The sequence below is a fragment of the Myxococcus guangdongensis genome, assembly GCF_024198255.1.
Taxonomy (GTDB): Bacteria; Myxococcota; Myxococcia; order Myxococcales; family Myxococcaceae; genus Myxococcus; species Myxococcus guangdongensis.
In genome coordinates this window covers 81,599-105,146 of record NZ_JAJVKW010000024.1, presented here as the reverse complement: position 1 = coordinate 105,146, position 23,548 = coordinate 81,599, and the positions used below count along the sequence as shown (strand labels likewise).

Sequence of the window (23,548 nt, the reverse complement as noted above, 5' to 3'; positions counted from 1 at the left end):
AGATGTTTTCTCCGGGCACGGCGTCGGCCACGCCCTCACGCGGAGGCGGCGTGGTCCGGGCAAGGCGTGGTGGCGCCTCTCGAGGGGTCCGCGCGAGTGAGGGACACACCGGCACGGGTGACAAGTGCACGGCGCGCGCGGACTGCTCGACCGCCCTCGTGCGAGAGGAGGCAGGCACGTGCGCCCGCGTCGACGCTGTTCGCGAGTGGAGACCCCCGGGGCCCCGGGGACGAGACATGGCTCGGGAGCGAGGCGGCGAACGGAGCAGGCACCCAGGCGCGGGGCCCGCTCCGAGCGTCAGTGTCCTCAGCGCTTGCGAGCGACGAGCGAGAGAATCTGGGAGCCGTAGCGCTCGGTGAGCGCGGGCCCCACGCCGTGGACGGCCATCAGCGCGGCGCCGTTCTCCGGCCGCGCGGCGGCGATGGCGCCCAGCACCCGGTCCGTGAGGATGCGGAACGCGGGCACCTTGCGCTTGCGCGCCTCCGCGAGCCGCCACGCCTTCAGGGCATCCACGAGCCCGGCGGGTGCCTCCTCCTGCGTCACCCCGCGGCTGCGCGAGGCGCGAGCCCCCCGGGCCACGGGCTCCTCGGCGGTGCCTCGCCCGACGGGGATGCGGGACTCGGGGGACAGCGCGGTCCTCGACGCATTCCACGAGGAGCGCTGCTCGAAGTCGCCCGAGGGAGCGGCGGCCTTCCACTGTCGGCCGGCGGCAGCGCCCCGGCTGGAGCCCGCGCGCTTCTTCGTCGCGCGCTGGGTCGTCTTCCCGCGCTTCTTCTTGGACGCCTTCTCCAGCGCCAGCGGGAGGAAGACCTGCTGCGGGTCCACCACGCGCGTGCGCCGGCCCTCGTCCGTCAGCGACAGGCGCTGGAAGGAGATGACCTGCCCGTCCTTGTCGAACGAGTCGACCTCCAGTCGCGTCAGCCCCGCGCGGACGAGCCCCCCCACCAGCCGCTCGAAGTCACGCCGGGGCAGCGCTTCTCCGAACAGCTCCCGGTGGAGTCGTCCGGTGGCCTGCCCATCCCGCTCCTGGAGGGACTCCAGGATGCGCTCGAGCCAGTGGCGCTCGGACGCCGACGGCTCGGCGAAGCGCAGCGTGGCGCACGACTCGGGCGAGCACACGTCACACAGGCCACACGCCTCACCGGAGTCCTGGGTGTCACCGAAGTGCGACACCAGCTGCTTCATGCGGCAGCCGTGGGCCTCCGCGTAGCGCCCCATCTGCTCCAGGTGCAGGAGCTTGCGGTCGCGCTGGGCGTTGTACGCCGCGGACCAGTTGGGGCGTCCGCGCCGCACCGTCTCGTCGGGCGTCATCACCACGCCGCCGTGAATCCAGAGCTGCTCCAGTGCCTTGTCGAACACCTCCGGGTCCGTGCGCACGCGCCCCTGGAGCGACGGCTTCGGCTCCGGCTCCATCGCCGTGGACTGGAAGAGGCGCTCCAGGACGTACGCCTCGGGGTAGTCGCGCTTGTGGAAGAACTCGTGCGTGCGCCGGTCGATGTACGAGTGCAGCAGCACGGCGCGCGACGGCTTCCCATCGCGGCCCGCGCGCCCCAGCTCCTGGTAGTAGCCCTCCAGGCTGGCCGGCAGCGCGGCGTGGATGACGGTGCGGACATCCGCCTTGTCGATGCCCATGCCGAAGGCCGTGGTGGCGACGATGACCTCCAGCGAGCCTCCGAGGAACTCCGCCTGGACCTTGTCGCGGTCTCCCGGTGGGAGGCCCGCGTGGTACGCGGCCGAGGGGAAGTCCCCCGCGAGCAACTCCGCGAGCTGCTCGGCGTGCTTGCGCGTGGCGGCGTAGACGATGGCGGGCCGGTTCTCCTCGTCCTGGAGCAGGCCGTGGATGGCGTCTCCGCGAGCGCCGGGGTTCAGCTCTCGCACCTCGATGGCGATGTTGGTGCGGCGGAAGCCATGGATGAAGGTGCGTGCCTTGCCGCCCGCGCCCAGGAGGCCGAGCTGCTGCACGATGTCCCGCTGCACGTCCGGCGTGGCGGTGGCGGTGAGGGCCACCACGGGGGCGGGACGCAGCAGGGGCAGCCGTGCGCCGAGCAGTCGGTAGTCGGGGCGGAAGTCATGGCCCCACTGCGAGATGCAGTGCGCTTCGTCGATGGCGATGAGCGTGGGAGGGCGCCGCGCGAGGAACTCCACGAAGCCCGGCACGCCGAGTCGCTCCGGGGCGATGAACAGGAAGTCGAGCTTCCCCTCCAGATAGTCGAAGCACACCTGCCGAGAGGTGGCGCGGTCGCGACCGGAGTGGATGCGGTCCGCCGCGAAGCCGAGCGACTGGAGTCGCAGGACCTGGTCCTCCATCAGCGCGATGAGCGGACTGACGACGATGGTCGTCCCCGCTCGCGCCAGTCCGGGGAGCTGGTAGCAGAGCGACTTGCCCGCGCCCGTGGGCATGACGAGGAGCAGGTCCTCGCCCGCCGTGGCCGCGCGGCACACGGCCTCCTGGTACGGACGGAAGTCGGAGAAGCCGAAGGCCTCCTTCAGGAGCGGTCGGAGCCGGTCCGGCGGCGTGGGCGCGCGAGGGACACGCTCTGGCCTGCTCGCCGTCGACACAGAGACGCCACCTCGCGAGGAGCTGGCGCCACGCGACACCCCCGTGGTGAACGAGCCCTGCGCGCTCGTCCGGCGAGGCGCCGACACCACGGCCGCGTCCGAGAACCCGGCGCCCTGCGAGGAGCGTGAGCTTGATGTCGCATCCGCGCGCCAGGCGCCACCGCCCTCGACGTCACCGCCGGGCGAAGTGCCTCGCCCCATGTGACGCGCTGACTCGAGCGCCGAGGAGCCACCGCCGAACGAGGCGGAAGCCGCAGGCGAAGCATTGCGCAGAGAGCCTCGGCCCGCCGCCGCGTCCGTGAAGTCGCCATCGAGCCCCGTGGGGCCACCAGATGCACCGGCGCGTCCGCTACGACGAGCGCCACCACTCGCGTCCGTGAAGTCGCCATCGAGCCCCATGGGGCCACCAGGTGCACTGGAGCGTCCGTTACGAGCACTACCGTTCGCGTCCGCGAAGTTGCCGTCGAGCCCCGTGGGGCCACCAGGTGCACTGGAGCGTCCGCTACGAGCACTACCGTTCGCGTCCGCGAAGTCGCCATCGAGCCCCGTGGGGCCACCAGGTGCACTGGAGCGTCCGCTACGAGCACTACCGTTCGCGTCCGCGAAGTTGCCGTCGAGCCCCGTGGAGCCACCGGGAGAACCCGCGCGTTCCTGCCGCCGGGCACCACCCTCCGCCGCCACGTCCGGGAAAGCGCCGCCGCGTGAGGCCTCATTCCTCGGTGCGCCGGTGAACGAACCCGTCGCGGTACGCCGCGCGTCACCGCCCGCGGACAGCGAGCCCCGTGAGAACGAGGTCTCGGCGTGACGCTCCGCCCCCATCGTGCCGCCCCACCCCGGAGCCTGCACCTCGGCACCCGAGCGCGAGGCTCCGCCGCCCCAGACTCCGCCCCCCGACCCGCCCTCATGAGCCACCGGCCCGCCGCGCCCACCCGGGACACCCGTGCGCACCGCTCCCGAGGGCCCCTGCCCCACCACCTCGATGACGTACTTCTCGATGCCCTGGATGAACTCGTCGAGCTGGCCTTCGCCCCGCTCGATGCGCTGAAGCCACGCCTCCCACTGGCCCGTCATCGCCGGCGTCTTCACGTCCGGGTGCACCACGTGGATGAGGTGCAGCCCCTTCTCCGTCGCCTCCAGCATCTTGCCCTTGCGGACCAGGTACTCGCGGTCGAGCAGCACCTCGATGATGGACGCACGCGTGGCGGGCGTCCCCAGCCCCGTCTCGCGCATCGCCTCCGCCAGCTCCTTCTCATCCAGCAGCCGGCCCGCCGTCTCCATCGCCGTCAGCAGCGTCGCGTCGGTGAAGCGCGGCGGCGGACGCGTGCGCTTCTTCACCGCCTCCACATCCTCCACCGTCTGCGGCTGTCCCCGCGCCAGCCCCGAGGGCAGCGACTGCGAATCGTCCTCCGGCTCCGCCTCCTCGTCCCCCTTGCGCGCGTCCGACTTCGGCTTCGGCGCCTTCTTGCCTCCGCCGATGTCCAGCACCTTCCAGCCGATGCGCTCCACCTGCGTGCCCGTGCTCAGGAAGCGGTCCACCACCGGCACCGCGCTCTTCGGCCCGGGCGACGTCACCGCCGTCACCACCGTGGTGACGCGCCACACGTGGTCCTCGTGCCACGCCTGCAACAAGCGCCGGCACACCAGGTCGTAGATGCGCTGCTCGTCCGAGGACAGGCGCAACCCGTGCGGCGACGTGGGCGTGGGGATGATGGCGTGGTGGTCCGTCACCTTCCCATCGTCCACATAGCGCCGCCCCAACGGACGCACACCCGTGCCCGGTGCCAGGTCCTCCTCGTAGGGGCCGCGCACCGTGCCCACCACCTCCGGCAGCGTGTCCGCCACCGTCTGCGACAGGTGCCGGCTCGACGTGCGCGGATAGCTCAGGAGCTTGTGCTTCTCGTAGAGCGCCTGCGCCACCTCCAACGTGCGCTGCGCGCTGAAGCCATACAGCCGGTTCGCGTGGCGCTGCAGCTCCGTCAAATCGTAGAGCAGCGGAGGCGCCATCTTCTTCTCCTCCGCCTCCAGTGACTCGAGGGTCGCCTGCCCCCGCTTCACGCGGTCGATGATGGCCTGCGCCTCCACCCCGTCCGCGTCCAGCCGGCGCGCCTCGCGCACGCCCTCCATCCCTGGAGGAATCACCGGCTTGCCGTCCGGCCCCGAGCGGAACCACGTCCCGTCGTACCGCGCGCCCGGCGCCACGTCCTTGCTCCGCGGCGCGAAGGTGGCCACCACCTCCAGGTAGTCGCGGGGCACGAAGTTGCGGATGGCCCACTCCCGCTCCACCACCATGGCCAGCGTGGGCGTCTGCACCCGCCCCACGCTCAACATCTCCCCCTGCCCGCCATGCGCCAGCGTGTACAGGCGCGACAGGTTCATCCCCACCAACCAGTCCGCCCGGCTGCGCCCCATGGCCGCCGCCGCGAGCGGCTCGTACTCCCGCCCGTCCTTCAGCTTCTGGAAGCCGTCCCGGATGGCCCGCTCCGTCAGCGACGACACCCACAGCCGCCGCACCGGCTTGCGACACCCCGCCGCCTCGTAGATGTAGCGGAAGATGAGCTCGCCCTCGCGGCCCGCGTCCGTGGCGCACACCACCGCGCCCACCTCCGGCGAGGTCAGCACCCGGCGCACCACGTCGAACTGGGAGCGCGTCTGCTCGGAGACCACCAGCGGCCAGCCCTCCGGCAGCATCGGCAGGAGCGCGCGGCTCCACTTCTTCCAGTCCGGCCTTATCTCGTGCGGCTGCGCCAGGCCCACCAAGTGGCCGATGGCCCACGTCACCACATAACCGTTGCCACGCAGGAAGCCGTCACCGCGCTCCTGCGCGCCCAGCACCCGCGCGATGTCCCGCGCCACGGCCGGCTTCTCCGCCAGCACCGCCAGCAGCGACGAGCGCCCCGCGCCTCGCGCCGCCGCGCCCTCCCCACCTCGCCTGTCCTCGCCGGGCACCTGGCCCATCGCTTCCCACCTCATGAAACCTGTCCCCTCCCGCCGCCCAATACCCGGGACATCCGCCCCAGGCACACGTCGCAACCGTCTTCCCTACCGCGTCAGGCTGACATGCCCAGCCCCTCACTGTCCCTACCCACGACGCCCGCCCGCCCCTCCGCCAGTCGAGGCGGACCACCCCATGCCCCACACCCACCTCCCAGGTCGCCCACCACTCCCGGTGGAACCCGCCACGTTCGTCCCGCCGCCAGCTCGCCCAACAAGCTGGCGCGTTCGCGCAAGCATTTGGCGCTAGAGCGGAAAACTCGTTCTACGGCCTGAGCCAGTATGCCCTGGTCGACACACGCCACGGCGCGTGTGGCCGGGGGGACGGCGGTCATCAGTGGTGCGAAGGGAGAGGCGAATGTCGCACGTCGCGCATGAGTCGGGCCAGCGGGTTTCAGGGGGAAACAGCAGGTCAGGCGGTGTGAAGCGTACGGACACGGGACGGGGGGCCGCGGCACACAGGGCCCGGGGACGCATCCAGGGGGAACACCCCAGCGCTCTCGAAGCACGAGAGGGGGACATCGCGGTGCCGGAGCTGGCCGTCTTCGCGGGGGCGAAACGGATGGAGCTCGGGGCGCTGACGAAGTCGAAGGCGCTGGGGGTGTTGCGGCAGGAGATGGAGCTCGTGACGCGGGTGGCTTCCATGCGCCCGCAGACGTTCGGTTGGGCCCAGACGCTGGCGCGGATGCGAGCCATCTCGCAGCCGGCGCGGTCCTGGCCCTGAAGCCGGTGGCCGGGACACCAGGTGCTTGGGGCACTTGAGGGTCCAGTCATCGGCGGGCGCACCGGGGGGAGCGCTCGAGTCGCAGTCGAGGTCTTCGCTGGAGGGGTCCAAGGCCCTCCGGACACTCAGGGCGGGTAGGAGGGTGGCGTCGCGGGGGCGGCGTCATCCATGGCAGGGGGACCCGGAGGAGTGACGCTCGCCAGAGGGGGAGAGCGGACTCCGAGCTAGGGTCATTTTATCCGGGGGGTGCTCCGCGAACACCGGAGCATCCCCCGTTGCTTTTTGAAGGGCCCGTCACTCCAGGCGCAGCGTCGCGGCGCCGGTGAGGGTGTGGTGGAGGGTGAGCCACAGCGCGTCGCCCGCGTCGTCGACGGAGGCGAAGTAGTCCGCGTCCGCGGTGAGCACCCGCTCGTCCAGGAGCACGCGCGACGGAGGCGTCGTGGCGGTGTAGCCGCGCAGCACCAGCACGGGGCGCTCGAGCGGTTGGGTGCCGGTGTCGAAGCGCAGCTCGGCGCGGTTGTCCGCGGCGCGGGCCTCCCACGTCGCGTAGACGGGGTTGTAGCCGGGCACGTCGAAGGGCACGGAGTCGGTGCGGCCCACGCCGCCGGGGCCCTGCGTCACCACGGTGCCCCGGGTGGCGGTGAGGCGCACGCGCTGCCAGGACTCGACCTCGGAGACACGGCGGAGCACGGGGTCTTGCGTGTGTGTGCCCAGCACCATGAAGACGGAGTAGCTCTGGTAGGGGTGGCCGGAGAGCATCCCGTCGTCGCCGTAGCGCGCGTACTGGCGCCAGCCGAGCGCGCCGTAGTTGCTGCCCCAGGCCATGCGGTGGGAGCGCGTGGTGGAGGGGAGCTGGTACTGGTTGAGCTGGAAGGTCCAGTTCCAGTCCTCCGGCAGGGGCCCGCTCTCGTTGCGCTGGCCCCAGCTCGAGTAGAGCCAGTAGCCGCCTGCGGGCTTCTGCTGCCAGGTCTGCGTCTGCACCACGCCCATCTCCGCGTCCGGAGCGGTGGTCCACATGCGGGTGAAGGGGACGACATTGGGCTCGCGGTAGTCCCAGCCGCTGGACATGCGCACGGGCGAGGCGAGCGTGCGGAAGCGGTAGCGGTCTCCCCAGCCCAGCCCGGCGATTTCGGCGTTCGCGTTGCCGTCGAAGAGCAGGTCGCCATAGGGCGAGCGAACGTCCGCCTCCAGCGCGTCGGGCGCGATGCGCGAGACATCGTGGGTGATGGCATAGAGCGGGTGGTCGCGGCCGGTGGCGAAGAGGTAGTGGACGGTGACGTCGACGATGTGGCCGTCGAGCGGCAGCGGCCAGCGGAACTCGTGCAGCGCGTGGTGGCGCCCCGCGAAGAGGGTGCGGCCCGTGCCTGTCACCTTCTCGGTCCAGTTGCCCCAGTCGGCGCCGGCGCGCACGTGGCAGGTCACCATGCCCCAGCCGGGGACTTCGTTGGTGGCGCCGTCACAGGTGCGCGCGGCGCCCTGGGCCTCGTAGACATAGCGGCGGATGTAGCCACCGTGCCACCCAGCGGGGTCCTCGGAGTCGTTGCGCACGAGGAAGGCCGAGCGGGGCGCGCAGTCGCCATCGCGCCACGTGTAGCGGTCCGTGTGGAAGCCCTGGAGGTCCACGTCTTGCTCCAGGCTCACCGGCACACAGGGATGCGCCTGACCGGGGCCCGCGTCCGGAGTCCCCGCATCGGCGTCACCCTCGGGACGGACCTCCTTGCCACCACAGGCCACGAGCGACACGGCGAGCAGCGCGACGGCACCCTGCCGCCAGGGCGAGCACCAGGACGGGCGAGACGTCATCGTGAGTCCTCTTCGGTTGTCGCGGCCGAGGCGTCCATGAGTCGGCCCCGCATTCCGCGACATCATGGCATGTCGCGCGGACATGCCGGGTTTCGAGTCGAGGGCGATGCGTTTAGAGTCGCTGGACGCGGCCGAGTCGAGGTCGCGCCGTCACCGTCGAGAGAGCACGATGAACGCCGAAGCATCTCTGTCCGCAGACCGGTTCCTGATTCCCCTGCTCGTCCTGGTCGGCGTCGCGGTGAGCATCTGGGTCATCGTCCAGGTCCTCGGAACGTGGCGCAAGCACCGGAAGGTGCGCGAGCAGGGGCTACCGGCCCGGGCCATCCTGCTGCGCAGTGAGCGCACCGCGATGAGCAGCCACCAGCGCCCTCGATACAACCACCTGCTCGAGGTCACCCTGCCGGACCGCCCGACGTACGAGGTCTGGGTGTCGGACCGCTTCCGCGACTGGAACGTGCGGGTGTTCGCGCCAGGCCTGGAGCTGGACGTGAGGGTGGACCCCACTGACGCGCAGCGCGTCGCCGTCATGGGGCCCGTCGTGGAGCAGGACCTGGGTCAGCTCGCCGCGCTGCTGGTGGGCAAACCCGTCAGCCCTCCGAAGGACCCGGTGAAGTCCCTCGCGGACCTGCAGCGGTTGCTCGGCGAGGGGCTCATCACGATGGACGACTTCGAGCGCAAGAAGGCGGAGATCCTCGGGCGACTCTGAGCGCCCGGGCCGAACAGGCCCGGACACCCTCGGGTCTTCACAGCTCAGCGCGTGGGAGTCGCGGTGCCCTGGTCGTGCTCCTGGTGCCACGCCGCGAGCACCTCCTTCTCGCGCGCCGGAGCAATGCCCGCCTTCAGCTTCGCCTGACGCTCGGGTGGCTCCGACTTGAACCACTCCACCGTGTCGCGCACGGTGTCCTCCAGCGGCCGGAACGTGAGCCCCGCCGCCAGCGCCTTGTCGATGTTCACCCGCAGCAGGCCCGCCTCCTCCCCCGTCGGCGTCACCCACACCGGCATGTCCCCGAAGGCCTCCACCTTGTGCTTCTCCAGGAAGGACGGGTGCGCCCAGATGAACGTCGCGTCACTGCGCAGCGCCTTCTTGCTGCGCTCCAGGAAGTCCCGCATCAACAGCGGCTTCTCCGGCCCCGTCGCCGTGTAGAGCCCCGCCAGCTTCTGCTCCACGCCCAGGATGATGAACGCGGCCAGGTCGCGCACGTCGATGAACTGCGTGGCGTCATGCCCCGTGCCCGGCGCGAGCACCTCGCCGCCCTGGGCCACGCGCACCGGCCAGTACGTGAAGCGGTCCGTCGGGTCGTCCGGCCCGACGATGAGCCCCGGCCGCACGTTGAACACGCGGCCCGGCATCGCCGTCTCCGCCGCCTTCTCGCACAGCGCCTTCAGCGCGCCGTAGTACTTGTTCACGTCCTCCGTGTTCGGGTCGTCCACCGTGGCCACCGGCGCCGTCTCCTTGAGCCCCGGCTTCGACGCGTCCTTGTACACGGAGATGGTCGACACGAAGGTGTAGTGCCCCACGTTGGGCGCGAGCAGCTCCGCGGACGCCTTCACGATGCGCGGCACATAGCCCGACGTGTCCACCACCGCGTCCCACTTGCGGCCCTGCAGCGCCTTGAGCCCCTCCGCCTTGTTCGGGTCCCGGTCCCCCTGCAGCTTCTCCACGTTGGGGAACAGGCCCGGGTTCGTCTTGCCGCGGTTGAACAACGTGACGGTGTGCCCCCGGGCCTGCGCGGACTCCACCAGCGCAGGGCCCAGGAACTTCGTGCCGCCCAGGATGAGGATGCTCAAGGGCTTGCCCGCCTTCGTCCCCGCGCTGCCCTGCCCCTGCGTCCCGGGCTCCGTCGTGCCGCCACCCGACGCGCCCTTGGAGGACGCACAGCCCATGGCGAACAGCGAGCCCGCGACCACGGTTCCCTGAATCAAGTCCCTGCGAGACAGCTTCATAGCGTGTCGTCTCCTGCCACGAGGAAGCACTGCGAGGAAGATTGCTCAACGGGCGGCGGCGTTGTCCGGCGCCGCGGGCGCCAGCACATCCCCACCCTCGCGAGACAGCCGCCGCTGCTCCCGCGACAGGTACAGCGACACCCCCAGCCACAGCCCCGCCAACGGCACCGCCACCAACGACAGCCCCGTCATCCCCAACCCCAGCGCGGTGAGCCCGCCCTGCAACCACGCGCTCACCGTGTCGCTGCCCCGGTACACCACCGTGTCGATGAAGCTCTTGGACTTGTAGCGCGCTTCGCGGTCCACCGTGGTGAAGAGGATTTCGCGCGAGGGCCGCTCCAGCGCGTAGTGACTGGCCCCGCGCAGCGCCTTGAACGCCACCAGCACGCCCAACACCGGCACCGCCGCCAGCCCCAGGAACCCCAGCCCCGTCACCACCGGCGCCACCGCCAGCGCCGCTCCCAATCCCAGGCGCGAGATGATGCGCCCGGTGACGAGCGTCTGCAGCGCCAACGTCAACAACTGCACATAGAAGTCGATGTCCCCGAAGAGGGCCGTCCGCGACGCCGCGTCCTTGCCCACCTGCGCCACCAGCTGCACCTCCTGGAAGTACAGGAACGTGGACGTGGCCGCGTACAGCAGCACCTGGAGCCCCAGCGCCAACAACATCGGCGACGCCACCAGGAGCTTCAGCCCCGCGAGCACCCCGCCTCCCACGGGCCCCTCGGCCGAGGGCGGCTGGTGCTGCACGTCACGCGCCCAGCGGCTCAGCCACCGCACGCACTGCGCGCTCACCTCCAGCATCACCGCCGACAACAGGATGAGGTTCACCGGCCCCACCGGCTCCGCCAGCCGTCCCACCAGGAAGGGCCCCACCAGCATGCCCGTGGTGCCACCCGCGGCGATGAAGCCGAACAGCCGCTTGCCCTGCTCGCTGGCGAAGACGTCCGCCATGAAGCTCCAGAAGATGGAGACCACGAACAGGTTGTAGACGCTCAGCCAGATGTAGAAGACGCGCGCCACCGGCTCCTTCGCCACCTCCAGCTTCAGGAGCACGAAGAAGACCAGCAGCGACACCAGGAAGAAGCGGTAGATGCGCGGCAGCACCACGCGCCGGGGCCAGCGCGCAACCAGCGCGGAGAACGCGGGCACCGCCAGCAGCATCACGATGAACGTCGCCGTGAACAGCCACGGCAACCCCTTCACGCTGCCCGCCGTCCCCATCTCGTTGCGGATGGGGCGCAGGATGGCGTAGCCGCACATCAGCGTGAAGAAATAGACGAAGGACCCGAGGACGGCGCCGACCTCCTCGTCACGGACATCCACGAATCGCTTGAGCATGGGCACGAAGGCGCGCGCGTCTCGGGTGGGGACCGGCGACTGGGATACGTCCGCCGGGCGCGTCCCAGGCTGAACTCCGGTCCTTTCCGTGTATTCCCGGGCCCACTCCCCGTCCAGGGGGACGAGGGCCCGGGCTTCGAGATGGCTGGCTACTTCGCCCCGAGCGCCTCGCGCAGGGTGGCCTCCACGCGGGGCAGCACGTCCTCGATTTCCGCCACGGACGTCGCGCCCACGGACAGGCGGAACCAGCCGGTGTCCTCCTTCAGGCCGAACGCCTGGAAGGGCACCACCGCGAGGCCCGCCTTCTCCAGGAGGAGCTTGCGGATGTCGTCGTTCGTCTTCAGGCCGCTCTTGCCCACCAGGTCGAACTGGACGGACAGGTAGATGGCGCCCTGCGGCGCGATGTGACGCACCGGCAGCCCCGCCTCGCGCATGCGCGACAGGCCCTTGTGCAGCGCCTCCAGCCGCGCGTCCACGCGCTGGTGCATCTCCTTCAGGAAGGACTCGGTGGCGGGCACGTCGTCCAGGTAGCGGGCCACGGCGACCTGCTCGGCCTTGGGCGCCCACGCGCCCACGTGGCCCAGCACGTCGCGCATGCGCGCGATGATGCTCGGCGGACCCACGCCCCAGCCCACGCGCACGCCCGTGGCGGCGAACGCCTTGGAGATGCCATCCACGAAGACGGTGTAGGGGGCGACCTCCGGCACCAGCTCCACCGGCGTCACGTGCTTCTCCGAGCCGAAGCTCAGCACCCAGTAGATCTGGTCGTACATCAGGATGAGGGGCTTCTTGCCCGTCTTCTCGCGCTCGCGGTTCTCGGCGACCACGCGCTCGCAGATGGCGCCGAGCACGTCCTTCGAAATCATGGTGCCCGTGGGGTTGAGCGGGCTGCACAGGCACAACAGGCGCGCGGTGCCCAGGTGCGGCGTGAGCTGCTCCAGCGTGGGCATGAAGCCGTGCGAGGGGTCCGTCGTCACCACGACGCCCTTCGCGTTCATCATGTGGATGTAGTGGTTGTTGTTCCACGACGGCACCGGGTAGACGACCGTCTCCCCGTCATCGAGCACGCTGCGGAAGGTGCCGTAGATGATGGGCCGGGCGCCGCCCGCGATGACGATGCCCTCCAGCGGGTACTTCAGGCCCAGGGCGCGCTCGTAGAAGCGCTGCACCGCCTGGCGTAGGTCCAGCACGCCGTCGGAGGGCGGATAGTTCGTCTCGCCGGCCTGCAGCGCGGTGGTGATGTGCGTGCGCAGGCCCTCCGGGATGGGGAACTCGCGCGGGCTGAAGTCGCCCACGGTGAGGTTGCACACCTTGCGACCTTTGGCGACGAGCTCACGGACCTCCGCGGCGATGCGGAGAATCTCGCTGCCGACGAGGCCCCGCGCCATGGTGCCGACGGTGGCGTCGTCCCTCGAGGGACGGGGGAGGGAGGTGAGGTCGAGAGCCATGGGGGATGTGTCTCCGGTTCGTGCGCGGAAGGGGGACGCGGGCTGCGGCCGGGCGCGCACCATACCCGCCACCCGGCAACTTGTGGGGTCCGTCCTGCAATCCCGGGGCGGAAGTGCCACGGCGTCGCGCGGACCGGAAGCCGAACCCGCGGGGCACCCGGCCCGGCGGGCCCTCCCCGGCCCGGCCCACGGGTGTTTGCCGGGCGAAAGGGTTGGCGAGCCTTCCCGATATGTCCCGGAAGGGCCTTCCGTTCATGGCGCCAGCAGCTCCGGGGCGTGGGCGGGTCCACGCACCGACATCAATCCCTGACAGGAAGGGCTCCTCCACGCGGACATCGCGGTCCGCCACGGGAGCGCTTTGCCCAGAGGTGTCCGTATGAAGTGGTTCGAGCGTGGCTCGTGGGTCGTCGCGTTGGTGTTGCTCGCTTCCACCCAGGCGGCCGCGGAGGGGAGCCGTCCCCTCAACCGGAGCCTCTTCGGCACGCGCGCCATCGTGGCGTGTGACCCGGTGGAGCAGTCGTGCGGGATGGCTGTCATCTCCTTTCCGAGCGGCGTCAGCGGATTGGTGCCCTATGGGCGCTCGGACATCGCGGTGGCCACCATGGCGCTGCCGTCGGTGGATGATGCCCAGGGCGTCATCGCGCGCATCGACGCGGGAGAGGCGCCCCAGGCGGCCATCGACGCGGTGCTGGCGCTGGACCCCTACGCGACCATCCGACAGCTCGCCGCGGTGAAGCTGCATCCGGACGGGAGCGTGACGACGGGGCAGCGCTCGGGCTCGGAGACGAGCGCGCACACCTGTGCCATCCAGGGCGCGACGTTCGTGGTGCAGGCGAACAACATGTCCACGCCGGACATGTGCACGGCCATGGTCGCGGGCTTCCAACGCGCGAAGGGCAGCCTGCCGCAGCGGCTGTATGCGTCGCTCGTGCACGGCGCACGCGCGGGCGGGGACAACAACGGCGAGCGCTCGGGCGTCATCCGGGTGTGGAACACCACGAGCGACACGGCGTTCTACACGCATGTCCTCGCGGAGGCGGTGGTGCACGGCAGCACGAAGGCGCTCCAGGAGCTGGGCGTGGAGCTCAACCGCTACCAGGGCACGCTCGCGGATGTGTATGCCCAGGACCGCGTGCCGCTGACGGCGGACATCGCGCGGGACGTGAAGCGGGTGCTGCGCAAGCTCGGGTACTACCGCGGGCCCATGGATGGGAGCTGGTCCGACGCGGCGGAGCAGGCGCTGTATGACTTCAACTGGAACAACCTTTTCTTCCTCAAGCCGACGGTGGTGGAGAACGGCACGCGGAAGATGGACGGGGTGCTGGTGAAGTTCCTGCGGGACGCGGACCTGGGCGCGCTGACGCGGGCGACGGCCTCGGCGGAGTGACACTGTCGGCTTCTCGTCACGGGCGGGTGGTGCTGGCACGTGGCCCCCCTGTCGTGAGAGAGGGTGTCCTCCGTGGCCCCTCTTTCGCGGGCCCCCAGGGGTGGAACGATGAAGCGTGCGGGACGCTGGCTGTCATCGCTGTGGCTGGCCGGATGCCTCGTGGGCACCGGGTGCTCGAAGAAGGAAGAGGCCCCGCCGCATCCGGCCGCCGAACTGCCAGCGCCCGATGACACTCCCGCGCAGCCCTCGGGTGCTCCCGAGGGTGCGGTTCCGCGGGGAGGTGGAGTCGCCGAGAAGCCGCCGGTGGCCGGGGGAGAGCTGCCTCCCGAGGAACCCGGAGCGGAGCCGTCGGGCGCGGGCTCGCCGTCGGGCGGCGCGGGCTCGCCGTCGGGCGGCGCGGCACCGGGCGGCGCGGGGACACCCTCGGGCGGTGGTAGCGCGACGGGCTCGGGGGGTGTCACTCCCGAGAACCCCAAGAACCGCGAGTGGACCACGGAGGCGGTGAGCCTGGACCGCAGGGACGTGCCGCAGGCCACGCTGCGCTCGGTGCGCGCGGGAGCCCATCCGGATTACGACCGCGTGGTGTTCGAGTTCGAGGGGGCGCAGTTGCCCGGCTATCGCGTGGAGTACACGAAGGAGCCCGCGGTGCAGTGCGGTTCGGGGAACCCGGTGACACTGGCGGGCAAGGGCCAGCTCCAGGTGAGCTTCACGCCCGCGAAGGCGCATACCGATGCGGGCGAGCCCACGGTGGCCACGCGAGAGATGAAGCCCGCGTTGCCGGTGCTGCTCGAGTTGGAGCGCACGTGTGACTTCGAGGGCGAGGTGACGTGGGTGCTGGGCAACAAGAGCAACGCGCCGTTCCGCATCCTCGAGCTGCGCGAGCCCACGCGACTCGTGGTGGACGTGAAGCACTGAGGCGACTGGTCCGAAGCGAGCCCGTGCACCGCCCTCCCACGGGCATGCGCGGGACCCAGTCTGTGATGCGGTGCCTCCACGGCCCGCCCCGATGCGGCAACAGCCCCACGACGCCTCCGCGGGCATCGAGCAACAGAGGGGCCCTTCACGCCCCGCCGCGCAGCTCCATCGCCAGCCGGTCGAGTCCCGCGAGCAACTCGCGGTGCTTCTCCCTGGCCGGCGCTCCGCCCGCGCGCAGCGCCATCGCCAGCACTCCGGGAAGGTTCATGGCCGCATCGCCGCGAAGCCGCTCGCGATACTCGCGCATCCAGTCCGAGGGCACGCGGAGCGACCAGTTGCGCTCGTCGATGGTGCCCGGCTCGTTGTACGTCTCCGGCATCCCGAGCAGGTCCGTGAAGAACACCATGACGTTGCGCGCGCGACTGGCGAACAGGTCCGCCAGCTTCGCCTGCGCGAGTCGCCCCGGGTCCGTCGCCAGCGCTCGCGCGAAGGCCTCACGGCGCTCGACCTCCGGGCACAGCCGCGTCGCCAGATAGTCCGCCTGTGCTCGCAGCGTCCCACGCCACTGCCAGTCGCCCACCAGGCGCCACAACGACTTCGTGTCGTGGTTGCCGACCATCATCCAGTCCTCGGCCGCCGCGTTCTCGCTGCGATACACATCCGCCGGGTTGCGCAGGTCCGCCTTCTGCGTGACGCGGAAGCGGCCCATCCCGTACCGCGCGAGCACGCGTCCCAATGGATACGGCATCGTGCTCAGCACCTCGCCCAGCAAATCCCCCAGCTCGCGACCATTGCGTCGTGCCGCGGCGACCACCGTGTCGAAGAGGACGCTGAAGCGCTCCACCTGCTCGGGCGTCAGCGACTTCACCTCTCCGTCCACGTAGCGAGGCACCGAGCGGTCCACCTGCTCCGGCGACACGAGCGCATAGCGCGCCAGCTCCGGATGCTCGGGCAGGTCGGGCGACGAGAACAGCCGCGCGCCCTGTTGGACGGCGACCACCGGGTCCCACTGGTTCGAGCGATACACCCAAGGACACACGAGCCCATGGGGATGGTCCAACCGAAGCCCGTCGTACTCGGCGAGCATCTTGTCCATCCGAGCATCCATGAAGCGCAGCACCGCGCCCGGACGGAAGCCCTGCGACGGTCCCTCGCCGCCCTCCATGAAGAACTGCTCCGGGTCCAGCACCGGGTAGTTCCAAGGCTGGCCGTCGGGGTTCGTGCGACTGGGCGGCGCGCCCATCAGGTACGTGCGCAGGAACAGTCCCTGCCACGCCCACGCGTCGCGAGGCGAGAAGCCAATCTGCAAATCGCCATAGAGCTTCAGGCGCCACGTCGCCGTCCGCTCCCGGAGCACCTCGTGCTGCGTGTGCACCAGGAACTGGAGGAACGCATAGCGCTCCAGCACGTCCCCATCCTGTGACTCCAGCGAAAGCACCCGAGCCGCCGCGGCGGACTCTTCACCCGGAGCTGGGTTCCACAGGCGCCCGTCCAGCGAGTCCGCCCAGGGCCGCCAGTCCGGTACCCCCTTCTCGTCGCACAACACCTCGAACAGCGCATCGCGCATGAGCCACGCACGGTGGCGCTGCCGGAAGGAGGTGAAGCGCCGGGACAGGTCCTGGATGGCGGCGGACGGCTTCGGCTCCGAGCGCTGTCGACGGAAGGACGCCCACGCCTCATCGAGCACCGCGAGCTGCGCGCGGAACGCCCATCGATAGCGCTCACCCGGATGGGCCTCCTGCGGCCGAGACTGCGCGAGCATCGCCACACGGCCGGCAGGCAGCAGCGAGCCCCACGGTTCGTTCTCCAGTGGCGCGAGCGCGACGTTCAGGACATTGCGCGAGAACAGGGTGCCGTCATACGGCGATGCGTTCGCCTCCGTGGTCTGCCCCTGTGGTCCCAGTTGGATGCCGGTGAAGCCCAGGGCGCGCGCTGACTCCAGGAAGAGCGCGGCGCCCTCGGAGTAGGGCGAGCCCCGTCCCGAGTCCTCGGACGGCAGGCTGGGGAAGCTGGGGTCGTGGATGCTCAGCACCAGGTTGCGGACATCGAGCGCGGCCAGGGCTTGGGTGACGAGTCGATGGTGGTCTTCAGGCAGCGAGGCTCGGGACATGGCGGATGACGACCGACCCTAGGTGCCCGAGCCGGACACGCCAACCCTTCATCCGGGTCCACGTTCAACATCCGTCCGAGGACGACACTCCGAGCGTGCTCGCGGACACCCGGAGCGGACCGGAGGTCACTTCTGCGGCGACTGGGGCACGGGGCGCGGCTCACCACCGCCACCCTGCGGCGGCCCGTGGTGCCCGGGGTCCTGGGGCGCTTTGAAGCGGAACACCTTGCGCAGCTTGCGTCCCATCCACGTCCGGCCATCCACCAGGATTTCGTACACCGTCGGAATCACCAGCAGCGTCAGCAGCGTGGACGTAATCGTGCCGCCAATCACCGCGCGACCCAGCGGCGCTCGGAAGTCGCCACCTTCGCCCGAGCCGATCGCCACCGGAATCATGCCCGCCACCAGCGCGAACGTCGTCATGATGATGGGGCGCAGACGGATGCGCCCCGCCTCGATGAGCGCCTCGCGCAAGGGCATGCCCTTCTCGTGGGACCACTTCGCGAAGTCGATGAGGAGGATGGCGTTCTTCGCCACGATGCCCATCAGCAGGATGACGCCGATGAGGCTCATGATGTTCAGCGTGTCCCCTGTAATCAGCAGCGCCCCCACCACGCCGATGAGCGACAGCGGCAGTGAGATGAGGATGGCCAGCGGGTCCAGGAACGAGCCGAACTGGATGACGAGGATGAGGTACATCAGCATCACCGCCACCCCGAGTGCGATGAACACCCGCGAGAAGACCTCCTCCTGGTCCGCGGACTCACCTCCCGTGGTCAGCTCGTAGCCCGCGGGCAGTTGCACCGTGTCCACCCGCGCCTGGATGTCCCGCATCACCTCCGTCAGCGAGCGCCCCTGCACGTTCGCCTGCACGTTGATGACGCGCTCGCGGTTGAGGTGCGTGATTTGCGCGGGGCCGAGCGCCTGCTCGATGCTCGCCACCTGCCCCAGTGGGATGAGCTGCGGCGTGCCGCCTGGCACCGCGCCCACCAGGATGGGCAACCGCGCCAGGTCATCCGGATTGTCACGCGCCTCCGGCGCGAGGCGCACCATGACATCGCGAGTCTCGCCAATCGGGTCCACCCAATCGCCCACATCCAAACCCGCGAAGGCTGGGCGCAGCACCTGCGCCACCTGCCCCACCGTCACGCCGAGCTGCCCCGCGAGCCCTCGGTTCAAGTCGACCACCAGCTCCGGCTTCTGGCCTCGCGTGGACAGGCCCACGTCCACCGCACCGGGCACCTGCTCCACCTCGCGCTGCACCTGCTGCGCGAGCTGGGTGAGCATCTTCTGGTCCGGGCCGCGCAGCTCGAGCTGTATCTGCTTGATGGCTCCGCCAAACCCCGACGTGAAGACAGACACCTTCGCGCCACCCACGGCCGCGAGTTCCTGGCGCAGCTTGCTGCCCAGCGCGTCCTGGCTCAAATCGCGGTCCGCTTTCGGCGTGAGCCGCACGTAGATGAGCGCCTGGTCCACACCCGGCGCACTCAGCGGCAGCGGCACGCCGATGGTGCTGTACGTATAGGAGACCTCGGGGTGCTCGCGGACGATGCGCGTCACCTCCTCCACCTTGCGCCGCGTGTACTCGAGGCTGGAGCTGGACGGCGTCTCCACCAGCAACTCCACCTCCGCGCGGTCGCTCACCGGCACGAAGCCGGCGCCACCCACGGTGCCCTGGAGCACCAGCGCGCCCACGAGCGAGCCCACCGCGACCAACACCATGATGAGCCGGTGGTCCAGCGCCCAGGCGATGACACGCTTGTACCGGTCCGCCTGCCGGTCGAACCACTCGTTGAAGCGCGTGAGGATGCGCGAGATGAAGCCCTTGCGAGCCCCCTTCTCCACCTGCGGGTCCGCCCAGTACGCGCTGAGCATCGGGTCCAGCGAGAACGAGACGAACAGCGACACCAGCACCGCGCAGGCGATGGTGAGCGCGAACGGCTTGAACCACTGACCGGCCACGCCGTACATGAAGGCCACCGGCACGAACACGGCGACGATGGAGAACGTGGTCGCCGACACCGCGAGCCCGATCTCCGAGGTGCCCTCGCGTGACGCCGTGTAGTGGTCCTTCCCCATCTCGATGTGGCGGACGATGTTCTCGCGCACCACGATGGCGTCGTCGATGAGGATGCCGATGGCCAGCGTCAGGCCGAGCAACGACATCGTGTTGAGCGTGAAGCCGAAGGCCCACACGCTGATGAACGCCGCCAGCACGCTCACCGGCAGCGCCAGCCCCGTGATGACGGTGGAGCGCCACGAGTTGAGGAAGATGAACACCACCAGCACCGTGAGCAGCGCGCCCTCGACCAGCGCGGACTGCACGTTCTCCACCGCGCTCTCCACGCGCACGCCCGCGTCGCGGACGATGGCCAGCTTCACGTCCGGAGGCAGCTTCTTCTGGAGCGCCTCCACGCGCGCTCGCACCGCGTCCGCGACCTCCGTGGTGCTGTAGCCCTTCGACTTGAGCACGTCGATGCCCACCGCCTGCGCGCCGTCGTAGAGCGCCAGCGTGCGAGGCTCCTCGGAGCCCACGAAGACGTCCGCCAGCTGTCCCAGCCGGATGGCCTGTCCGTCGCGCGTGGCCACGACCATGTCGCGGAACGCGTCCACGTTCTCCAGGCGTCCCTTGAGGCGGATGGACTCCTCCTCGAGCTTCGAGTTGATGCGCCCCACCGGCGCGGCCAGGTTCTGCGATTGCAGCGCCTGCACCACCTCCGCCAGCGAGACGCGCGCGGCCTGGAGCGCCTCGGGCTTGAGCTGCACCGTCATCTCGCGCTCCACGTCGCCGATGACGTCCGCCTGCGCCACGCCTGGCACCGAGCGCAGCTCGCCCACCACCAGTGGGTCCGCCACACGTGAGAGCGCCGGCACGTCGAGCCGCTCCGAGGTGAGCGTCAGCGAGACGATGGGCGCGTCCGCCGGGTCGAAGCGCGTGAGGACCGGCTCCTCCATCTCGCGAGGCAGGTCCGCGCGCTTGCTGGAGATGGCGTCGCGGATGTCCTGCGAGGCCTCCTGGATGTCCTTCTCGAACTCGAAGAACACCGTGAAGGTGGCCAGGCCGTCGGTGGCGGTGGCGGTCGTCTCCTTCGGGTCGACGCCGCTGATGGCGAAGATGGCGTCCTCGATGGGCTCGACGATTTCGCGCTCCACCGTGTCGGGAGAGGCCCCCGGGTAGACGATGGTGACGGCGATGACGGGCGCCTGCACGTCGGGGAACTCGTCCGTCTCGAGCTGCCATAAGGCGACGAGGCCGAAGACGACCAGCGTCACCATGGCGGTGATGGTGACGATGGGCCGCTTGATGGCGAAATCGGAGATGAACACGGAGTGTCTCCCGCGAGGAGGCGAAGGAACGGCGTGGGCTCAGGGCACGGGCTGCGTCGTGCCTTCGATGGAGCCTCGAGGGGACTGCGTGGGACGTGCACCGTCAGGTGACGACATCGGGGCGGAGCCCCCCTCTCCCCGTGAGGAGGCTTCCGGCGACGAGGAGGGAGCACGCTCACGTTCTGGCGGCATTCCCTCAGCAGGCGCGACTCCTCCACCACCCTGTGGAATTCCCCCTGCCGCGGGCGCGCCTTCACGGCCCGGAGCCGTCTGCCCACCCAACGTGGGCGGCTGAGCCCCGAGCGTGTCTTCACGCCCCGGAGCCGTCTGCCCACCCAACGTGGGTGGCTGAGCCCCGAGCGTGTCTTCACGTCCCGGAGCCGTTTGCCCACCCGACGTGGGCGGCTGAGCCCCAGGCGCAGCACCCACGCCGCTGGGAGTTGGAGGCTGTCCTGACGGCGCAGCGCCTTCGCCCTGCTGCGCGCCACCACCACCGACGCCCGGCCCCTCGTCCTCGCGTGGTGAATCCCCCTCACGCGGCGGCGAGACCTTCACCTGCATGCCCTCACGCACCTCATCGCGCGCCGAGCCGAGCAGCACCACATCTCCTTCCTGGAGACCCTGGCGCACCTCCACCCGCTTCTCGACGTCGTCGCGCAGCCCCAGCGTGACGCTCACGCGCTCCACCTTCTCGTCGCGCACGCGCAGCGCGGAGGGCTTGCCCTCACTGTCGTCGATGGCATCCAGCGGCACCGCCAGCGCGCGCACCGACTTCGAGGCGACGCGTCCTTCCGCGAACAGGCCCGCCAGCAACTGAAGATTCGTGTTCGGAATCGCGACGTAGATGCGCACCTGGCCCGTGTTCGGGTCCACCACCGGGTTGATGCGCTCCACCTGCCCGGTGAACGCGCGGTTCCCGTAGCCGGTGACCCGGAACTCCACGGGCGTCTGAGCCTTCACCTGGTCCAGGTTCGCCGCCGGCACGGAGGCCTCCAGCCGCAACGTGCGCGGGTCCACCACCGTGAACAACGGCGCACCGGGTTGCACCACGTCACCGGCGCTCGCCTGTCGCTCGCTCACGACCCCCGCGAAGGGCGCCACGACGCGCGTGCGTCCCAACTGCTCCTGCGCCAGCGCGTGACGCGAGCGCGCCTCCGCGAGCTGTCCCTTCGCCTGCGCCACCGAGAGCTGTGCCCGCTCGAAGTCCCGCTGGGTGATGACGCCCGCCTTGGCCAGCTTCGCGCTGCGCTCCTGCTCGGCCTCGGCCACCTGCAAGGCATTGCGCGCCGTCGCCACCGCGGTGCGCGCGGCGATGACCTGGTCTCGCAACGTCGCGTCGTCGATGCGCGCCAGCTCCTCGCCCTGCTTCACCACCTGGCCTTGCTGCGCCTCGATGTCGAGGATGGTGCCGCCCACCTGCGCGCGGACCGCCGCCGCGGTGCGGGCTTGAAGCGTGCCGGAGATACCGGGACCGGAGCGCAGCTCGCTCGCCTGGGCGCGCGCCACGTTCTCCTGTCCCAATGTCAGCACGGGCGGGGCCGGAGGCGCTGCCTCCTCCGAGCCCTTCGTGCATCCGGCCACCGCGCAGGCAGCCGCCAGCAGCACCCCTTTGATTCCGCCAGCGACCGTCCCTCTCATCCGTCGGGCTCGTCTCACCGCGCGTCTCCGTCCTCCGCCAGTCCCTCCCCTGCCCCTGGCGGGCCGGCTAAACGTGGTGTCGCTCTCTCGCCTCCGGAAGTCGGCTGTTCTTGTCGTCCGCCCCAGGAGACAAAGGCAGGCCGCCTGCTCCCGGGCACAGTGGGCAACCAGCCTCACCGAGCGGATGTGCGGTCCCCGCGTCCGCGACTACGGAGCCACCGGGATTTCGCTCATCAACAGCGTGCCCGCCTCGAAGTTCGAGGGCTGGCCACAGGTGGGGACCACCGTGCCCGACGAGCACGACACCGCCTGCGTCCCCGCGCGCGTCGTCTGCGAGCGGCAGCGCGCCCCCGCCGCGTCCCACTCCGCCTCCAGGCTCCAGCTCTCGGAGTCCTGCTGCACGCCCGAGGCGTCGTACAGGTTCACCCAGTTCCCATCCGCCGTGTACGACGTACCGTCGCCACAGAAGTCCGCGCGCACCATGCGCGTGCAGGCCTGGTGCAGCTCACCCAGGCTCTGTCCATTCACGGTCCCCGCCCAGGGGCGGTAGCCGAAGCGCACGCACTTGGCCAGGGCCGCGCCCTCGCACGCGAGGGTGAAGGACTGCGCGTCCTCGATCTTCGCGCCGCCGCCCGCCACGCCCTGCCGGTAGTCCCAGCGCCCCGTCAGCGCAATCGCCCCGAGCGCCGAGCCATCCGCCGCCTGGCACGCGGGCTTCCACATCCCCTCGTCGGCCGCGTAATAGGAGACGCGATACACCCAGACATCCGCGCTCGCGCTCGTCGCCGGCTGGATGTCATCGATGCGCAGGGGAACCGTGTCCCCGCTCCCGAGCTCCCCGACGAAGCGCGCCCCGAGGAAGTCCATCCCGGACACCATGCCGTGCGACGTCGCCCCGTGGAGGACGCTGCCGTCCAGCCACGTGTTCGACAGCGCGGGAGCCCCCGCGTCCGCGCGCTCGGCGCCCGCGAAGCGCACCGACACCAGCATCTGCCCCAGCTCCGTGCTGTTGAGATTGCGCCCGTTGAGGTTGCGGCCATTCAGGTTGCGCCCGTTGGGCGACGACAACTCGGCCACCTGGGTCCCCAGCGTCCGGGACTCCTCGACCTCCACCGCGCTTCCACAGCCCACCAGCCCGCAGGCAACGACCACCGCCCCCACCATCCGCCTCGCCACCATGCCCCGACCCTCCCCGGCCCTGCGCTACTGGACACAAGGTTCGCAGGAGCCTGCCCGCTCGCAAGGAGGAGTGATGAACCGATGACAATCGTCCCACCCTCGAGGGGGTGGCGAGCAGGCACGACAGGGTGAACGGGCGGTTCCAACGTCCTGTGCCGGGCCCCTCCCCGGACCCACACCCG

13 protein-coding genes are annotated in these 23,548 nt (G+C 70.5%); 4 read left to right on the top strand and 9 right to left on the bottom strand.

Annotation, left to right across the window (positions count from 1 at the left end; genetic code table 11):
• Positions 1-306 precede the first annotated feature (306 nt).
• A complete protein-coding gene (locus tag LXT21_RS42780; protein WP_254044020.1) occupies positions 307-5,529 on the bottom strand; it encodes a DNA topoisomerase 3 in 5,223 nt (1,740 codons plus the stop codon).
• A gap of 547 nt (positions 5,530-6,076) precedes the next feature.
• On the opposite strand from LXT21_RS42780, the gene LXT21_RS42775 reads away from it, so the two are divergent.
• Positions 6,077-6,274, top strand: a complete 198-nt coding sequence (locus tag LXT21_RS42775; RefSeq protein ID WP_254044019.1) for a hypothetical protein — start codon at positions 6,077-6,079, stop codon at positions 6,272-6,274.
• Between the two features lie 294 nt (positions 6,275-6,568).
• Here the strand turns inward: LXT21_RS42775 and LXT21_RS42770 are convergent, their stop codons facing one another.
• Positions 6,569-8,077, bottom strand: coding sequence for a hypothetical protein (locus tag LXT21_RS42770; protein WP_254044018.1), 1,509 nt, complete (start codon positions 8,075-8,077; stop codon positions 6,569-6,571).
• A 169-nt stretch (positions 8,078-8,246) separates the two neighbouring features.
• Between LXT21_RS42770 and LXT21_RS42765 the strand changes: the two genes are divergently transcribed.
• Positions 8,247-8,783: an SHOCT domain-containing protein gene (locus LXT21_RS42765; protein ID WP_254044017.1), complete on the top strand. Its 537-nt coding sequence runs from the start codon at positions 8,247-8,249 to the stop codon at positions 8,781-8,783.
• Positions 8,784-8,827: 44 nt separating this feature from the next.
• On the opposite strand, the gene LXT21_RS42760 is transcribed toward LXT21_RS42765, so the two are convergent.
• The 3 genes from LXT21_RS42760 to LXT21_RS42750 form a co-directional block, all read right to left on the bottom strand.
• The gene (locus LXT21_RS42760; RefSeq protein ID WP_254044016.1) at positions 8,828-10,021 is read right to left on the bottom strand and encodes an NAD-dependent epimerase/dehydratase family protein; all 1,194 of its coding nucleotides are present in this window, start codon (positions 10,019-10,021) and stop codon (positions 8,828-8,830) included.
• A gap of 45 nt (positions 10,022-10,066) precedes the next feature.
• Entirely contained in the window at positions 10,067-11,362 is a 1,296-nt protein-coding gene (locus LXT21_RS42755; protein WP_254044015.1) for an NTP/NDP exchange transporter, read from the bottom strand.
• A gap of 149 nt (positions 11,363-11,511) precedes the next feature.
• Entirely contained in the window at positions 11,512-12,810 is a 1,299-nt protein-coding gene (locus LXT21_RS42750; RefSeq protein ID WP_223749812.1) for a pyridoxal phosphate-dependent aminotransferase, read from the bottom strand.
• 376 nt (positions 12,811-13,186) lie between these two features.
• Between LXT21_RS42750 and LXT21_RS42745 the strand changes: the two genes are divergently transcribed.
• Positions 13,187-14,197 (top strand): DUF1028 domain-containing protein, encoded by a 1,011-nt coding sequence (locus tag LXT21_RS42745; RefSeq protein ID WP_254044014.1) that lies wholly within the window; start codon positions 13,187-13,189, stop codon positions 14,195-14,197.
• Between the two features lie 108 nt (positions 14,198-14,305).
• Positions 14,306-15,112 carry an AMIN-like domain-containing (lipo)protein gene (locus LXT21_RS42740; protein ID WP_254044013.1) on the top strand — a complete coding sequence of 269 codons (807 nt, stop codon included), beginning with the start codon at positions 14,306-14,308 and terminating at the stop codon, positions 15,110-15,112.
• A 145-nt stretch (positions 15,113-15,257) separates the two neighbouring features.
• Here LXT21_RS42740 and LXT21_RS42735 read toward each other — a convergent pair whose 3' ends face one another.
• The 4 genes from LXT21_RS42735 to LXT21_RS42720 form a co-directional block, all read right to left on the bottom strand.
• On the bottom strand, positions 15,258-17,222 hold the full coding sequence (locus LXT21_RS42735) for a 4-alpha-glucanotransferase (protein WP_254044012.1): 1,965 nt from the start codon (positions 17,220-17,222) through the stop codon (positions 15,258-15,260).
• A 126-nt stretch (positions 17,223-17,348) separates the two neighbouring features.
• Entirely contained in the window at positions 17,349-20,549 is a 3,201-nt protein-coding gene (locus tag LXT21_RS42730; protein WP_254044011.1) for an efflux RND transporter permease subunit, read from the bottom strand.
• Between the two features lie 39 nt (positions 20,550-20,588).
• The gene (locus LXT21_RS42725) at positions 20,589-22,187 is read right to left on the bottom strand and encodes an efflux RND transporter periplasmic adaptor subunit (RefSeq protein ID WP_254044010.1); all 1,599 of its coding nucleotides are present in this window, start codon (positions 22,185-22,187) and stop codon (positions 20,589-20,591) included.
• A 207-nt stretch (positions 22,188-22,394) separates the two neighbouring features.
• Entirely contained in the window at positions 22,395-23,366 is a 972-nt protein-coding gene (locus tag LXT21_RS42720; RefSeq protein WP_254044009.1) for an ADYC domain-containing protein, read from the bottom strand.
• Positions 23,367-23,548: the final 182 nt, after the last annotated feature.

Coding starts and splice junctions, on each gene's coding strand:
- LXT21_RS42780 (WP_254044020.1), bottom strand. CDS start 5,529: ATGAGGTGGGAAGCGATGGGCCAGGTGCCCGGCGAGGACAGGCGAGGT.
- LXT21_RS42770 (WP_254044018.1), bottom strand. CDS start 8,077: ATGACGTCTCGCCCGTCCTGGTGCTCGCCCTGGCGGCAGGGTGCCGTC.
- LXT21_RS42765 (WP_254044017.1), top strand. CDS start 8,247: ATGAACGCCGAAGCATCTCTGTCCGCAGACCGGTTCCTGATTCCCCTG.
- LXT21_RS42760 (WP_254044016.1), bottom strand. CDS start 10,021: ATGAAGCTGTCTCGCAGGGACTTGATTCAGGGAACCGTGGTCGCGGGC.
- LXT21_RS42755 (WP_254044015.1), bottom strand. CDS start 11,362: ATGCTCAAGCGATTCGTGGATGTCCGTGACGAGGAGGTCGGCGCCGTC.
- LXT21_RS42750 (WP_223749812.1), bottom strand. CDS start 12,810: ATGGCTCTCGACCTCACCTCCCTCCCCCGTCCCTCGAGGGACGACGCC.
- LXT21_RS42745 (WP_254044014.1), top strand. CDS start 13,187: ATGAAGTGGTTCGAGCGTGGCTCGTGGGTCGTCGCGTTGGTGTTGCTC.
- LXT21_RS42740 (WP_254044013.1), top strand. CDS start 14,306: ATGAAGCGTGCGGGACGCTGGCTGTCATCGCTGTGGCTGGCCGGATGC.
- LXT21_RS42735 (WP_254044012.1), bottom strand. CDS start 17,222: ATGTCCCGAGCCTCGCTGCCTGAAGACCACCATCGACTCGTCACCCAA.
- LXT21_RS42725 (WP_254044010.1), bottom strand. CDS start 22,187: ATGAGAGGGACGGTCGCTGGCGGAATCAAAGGGGTGCTGCTGGCGGCT.
- LXT21_RS42720 (WP_254044009.1), bottom strand. CDS start 23,366: ATGGTGGCGAGGCGGATGGTGGGGGCGGTGGTCGTTGCCTGCGGGCTG.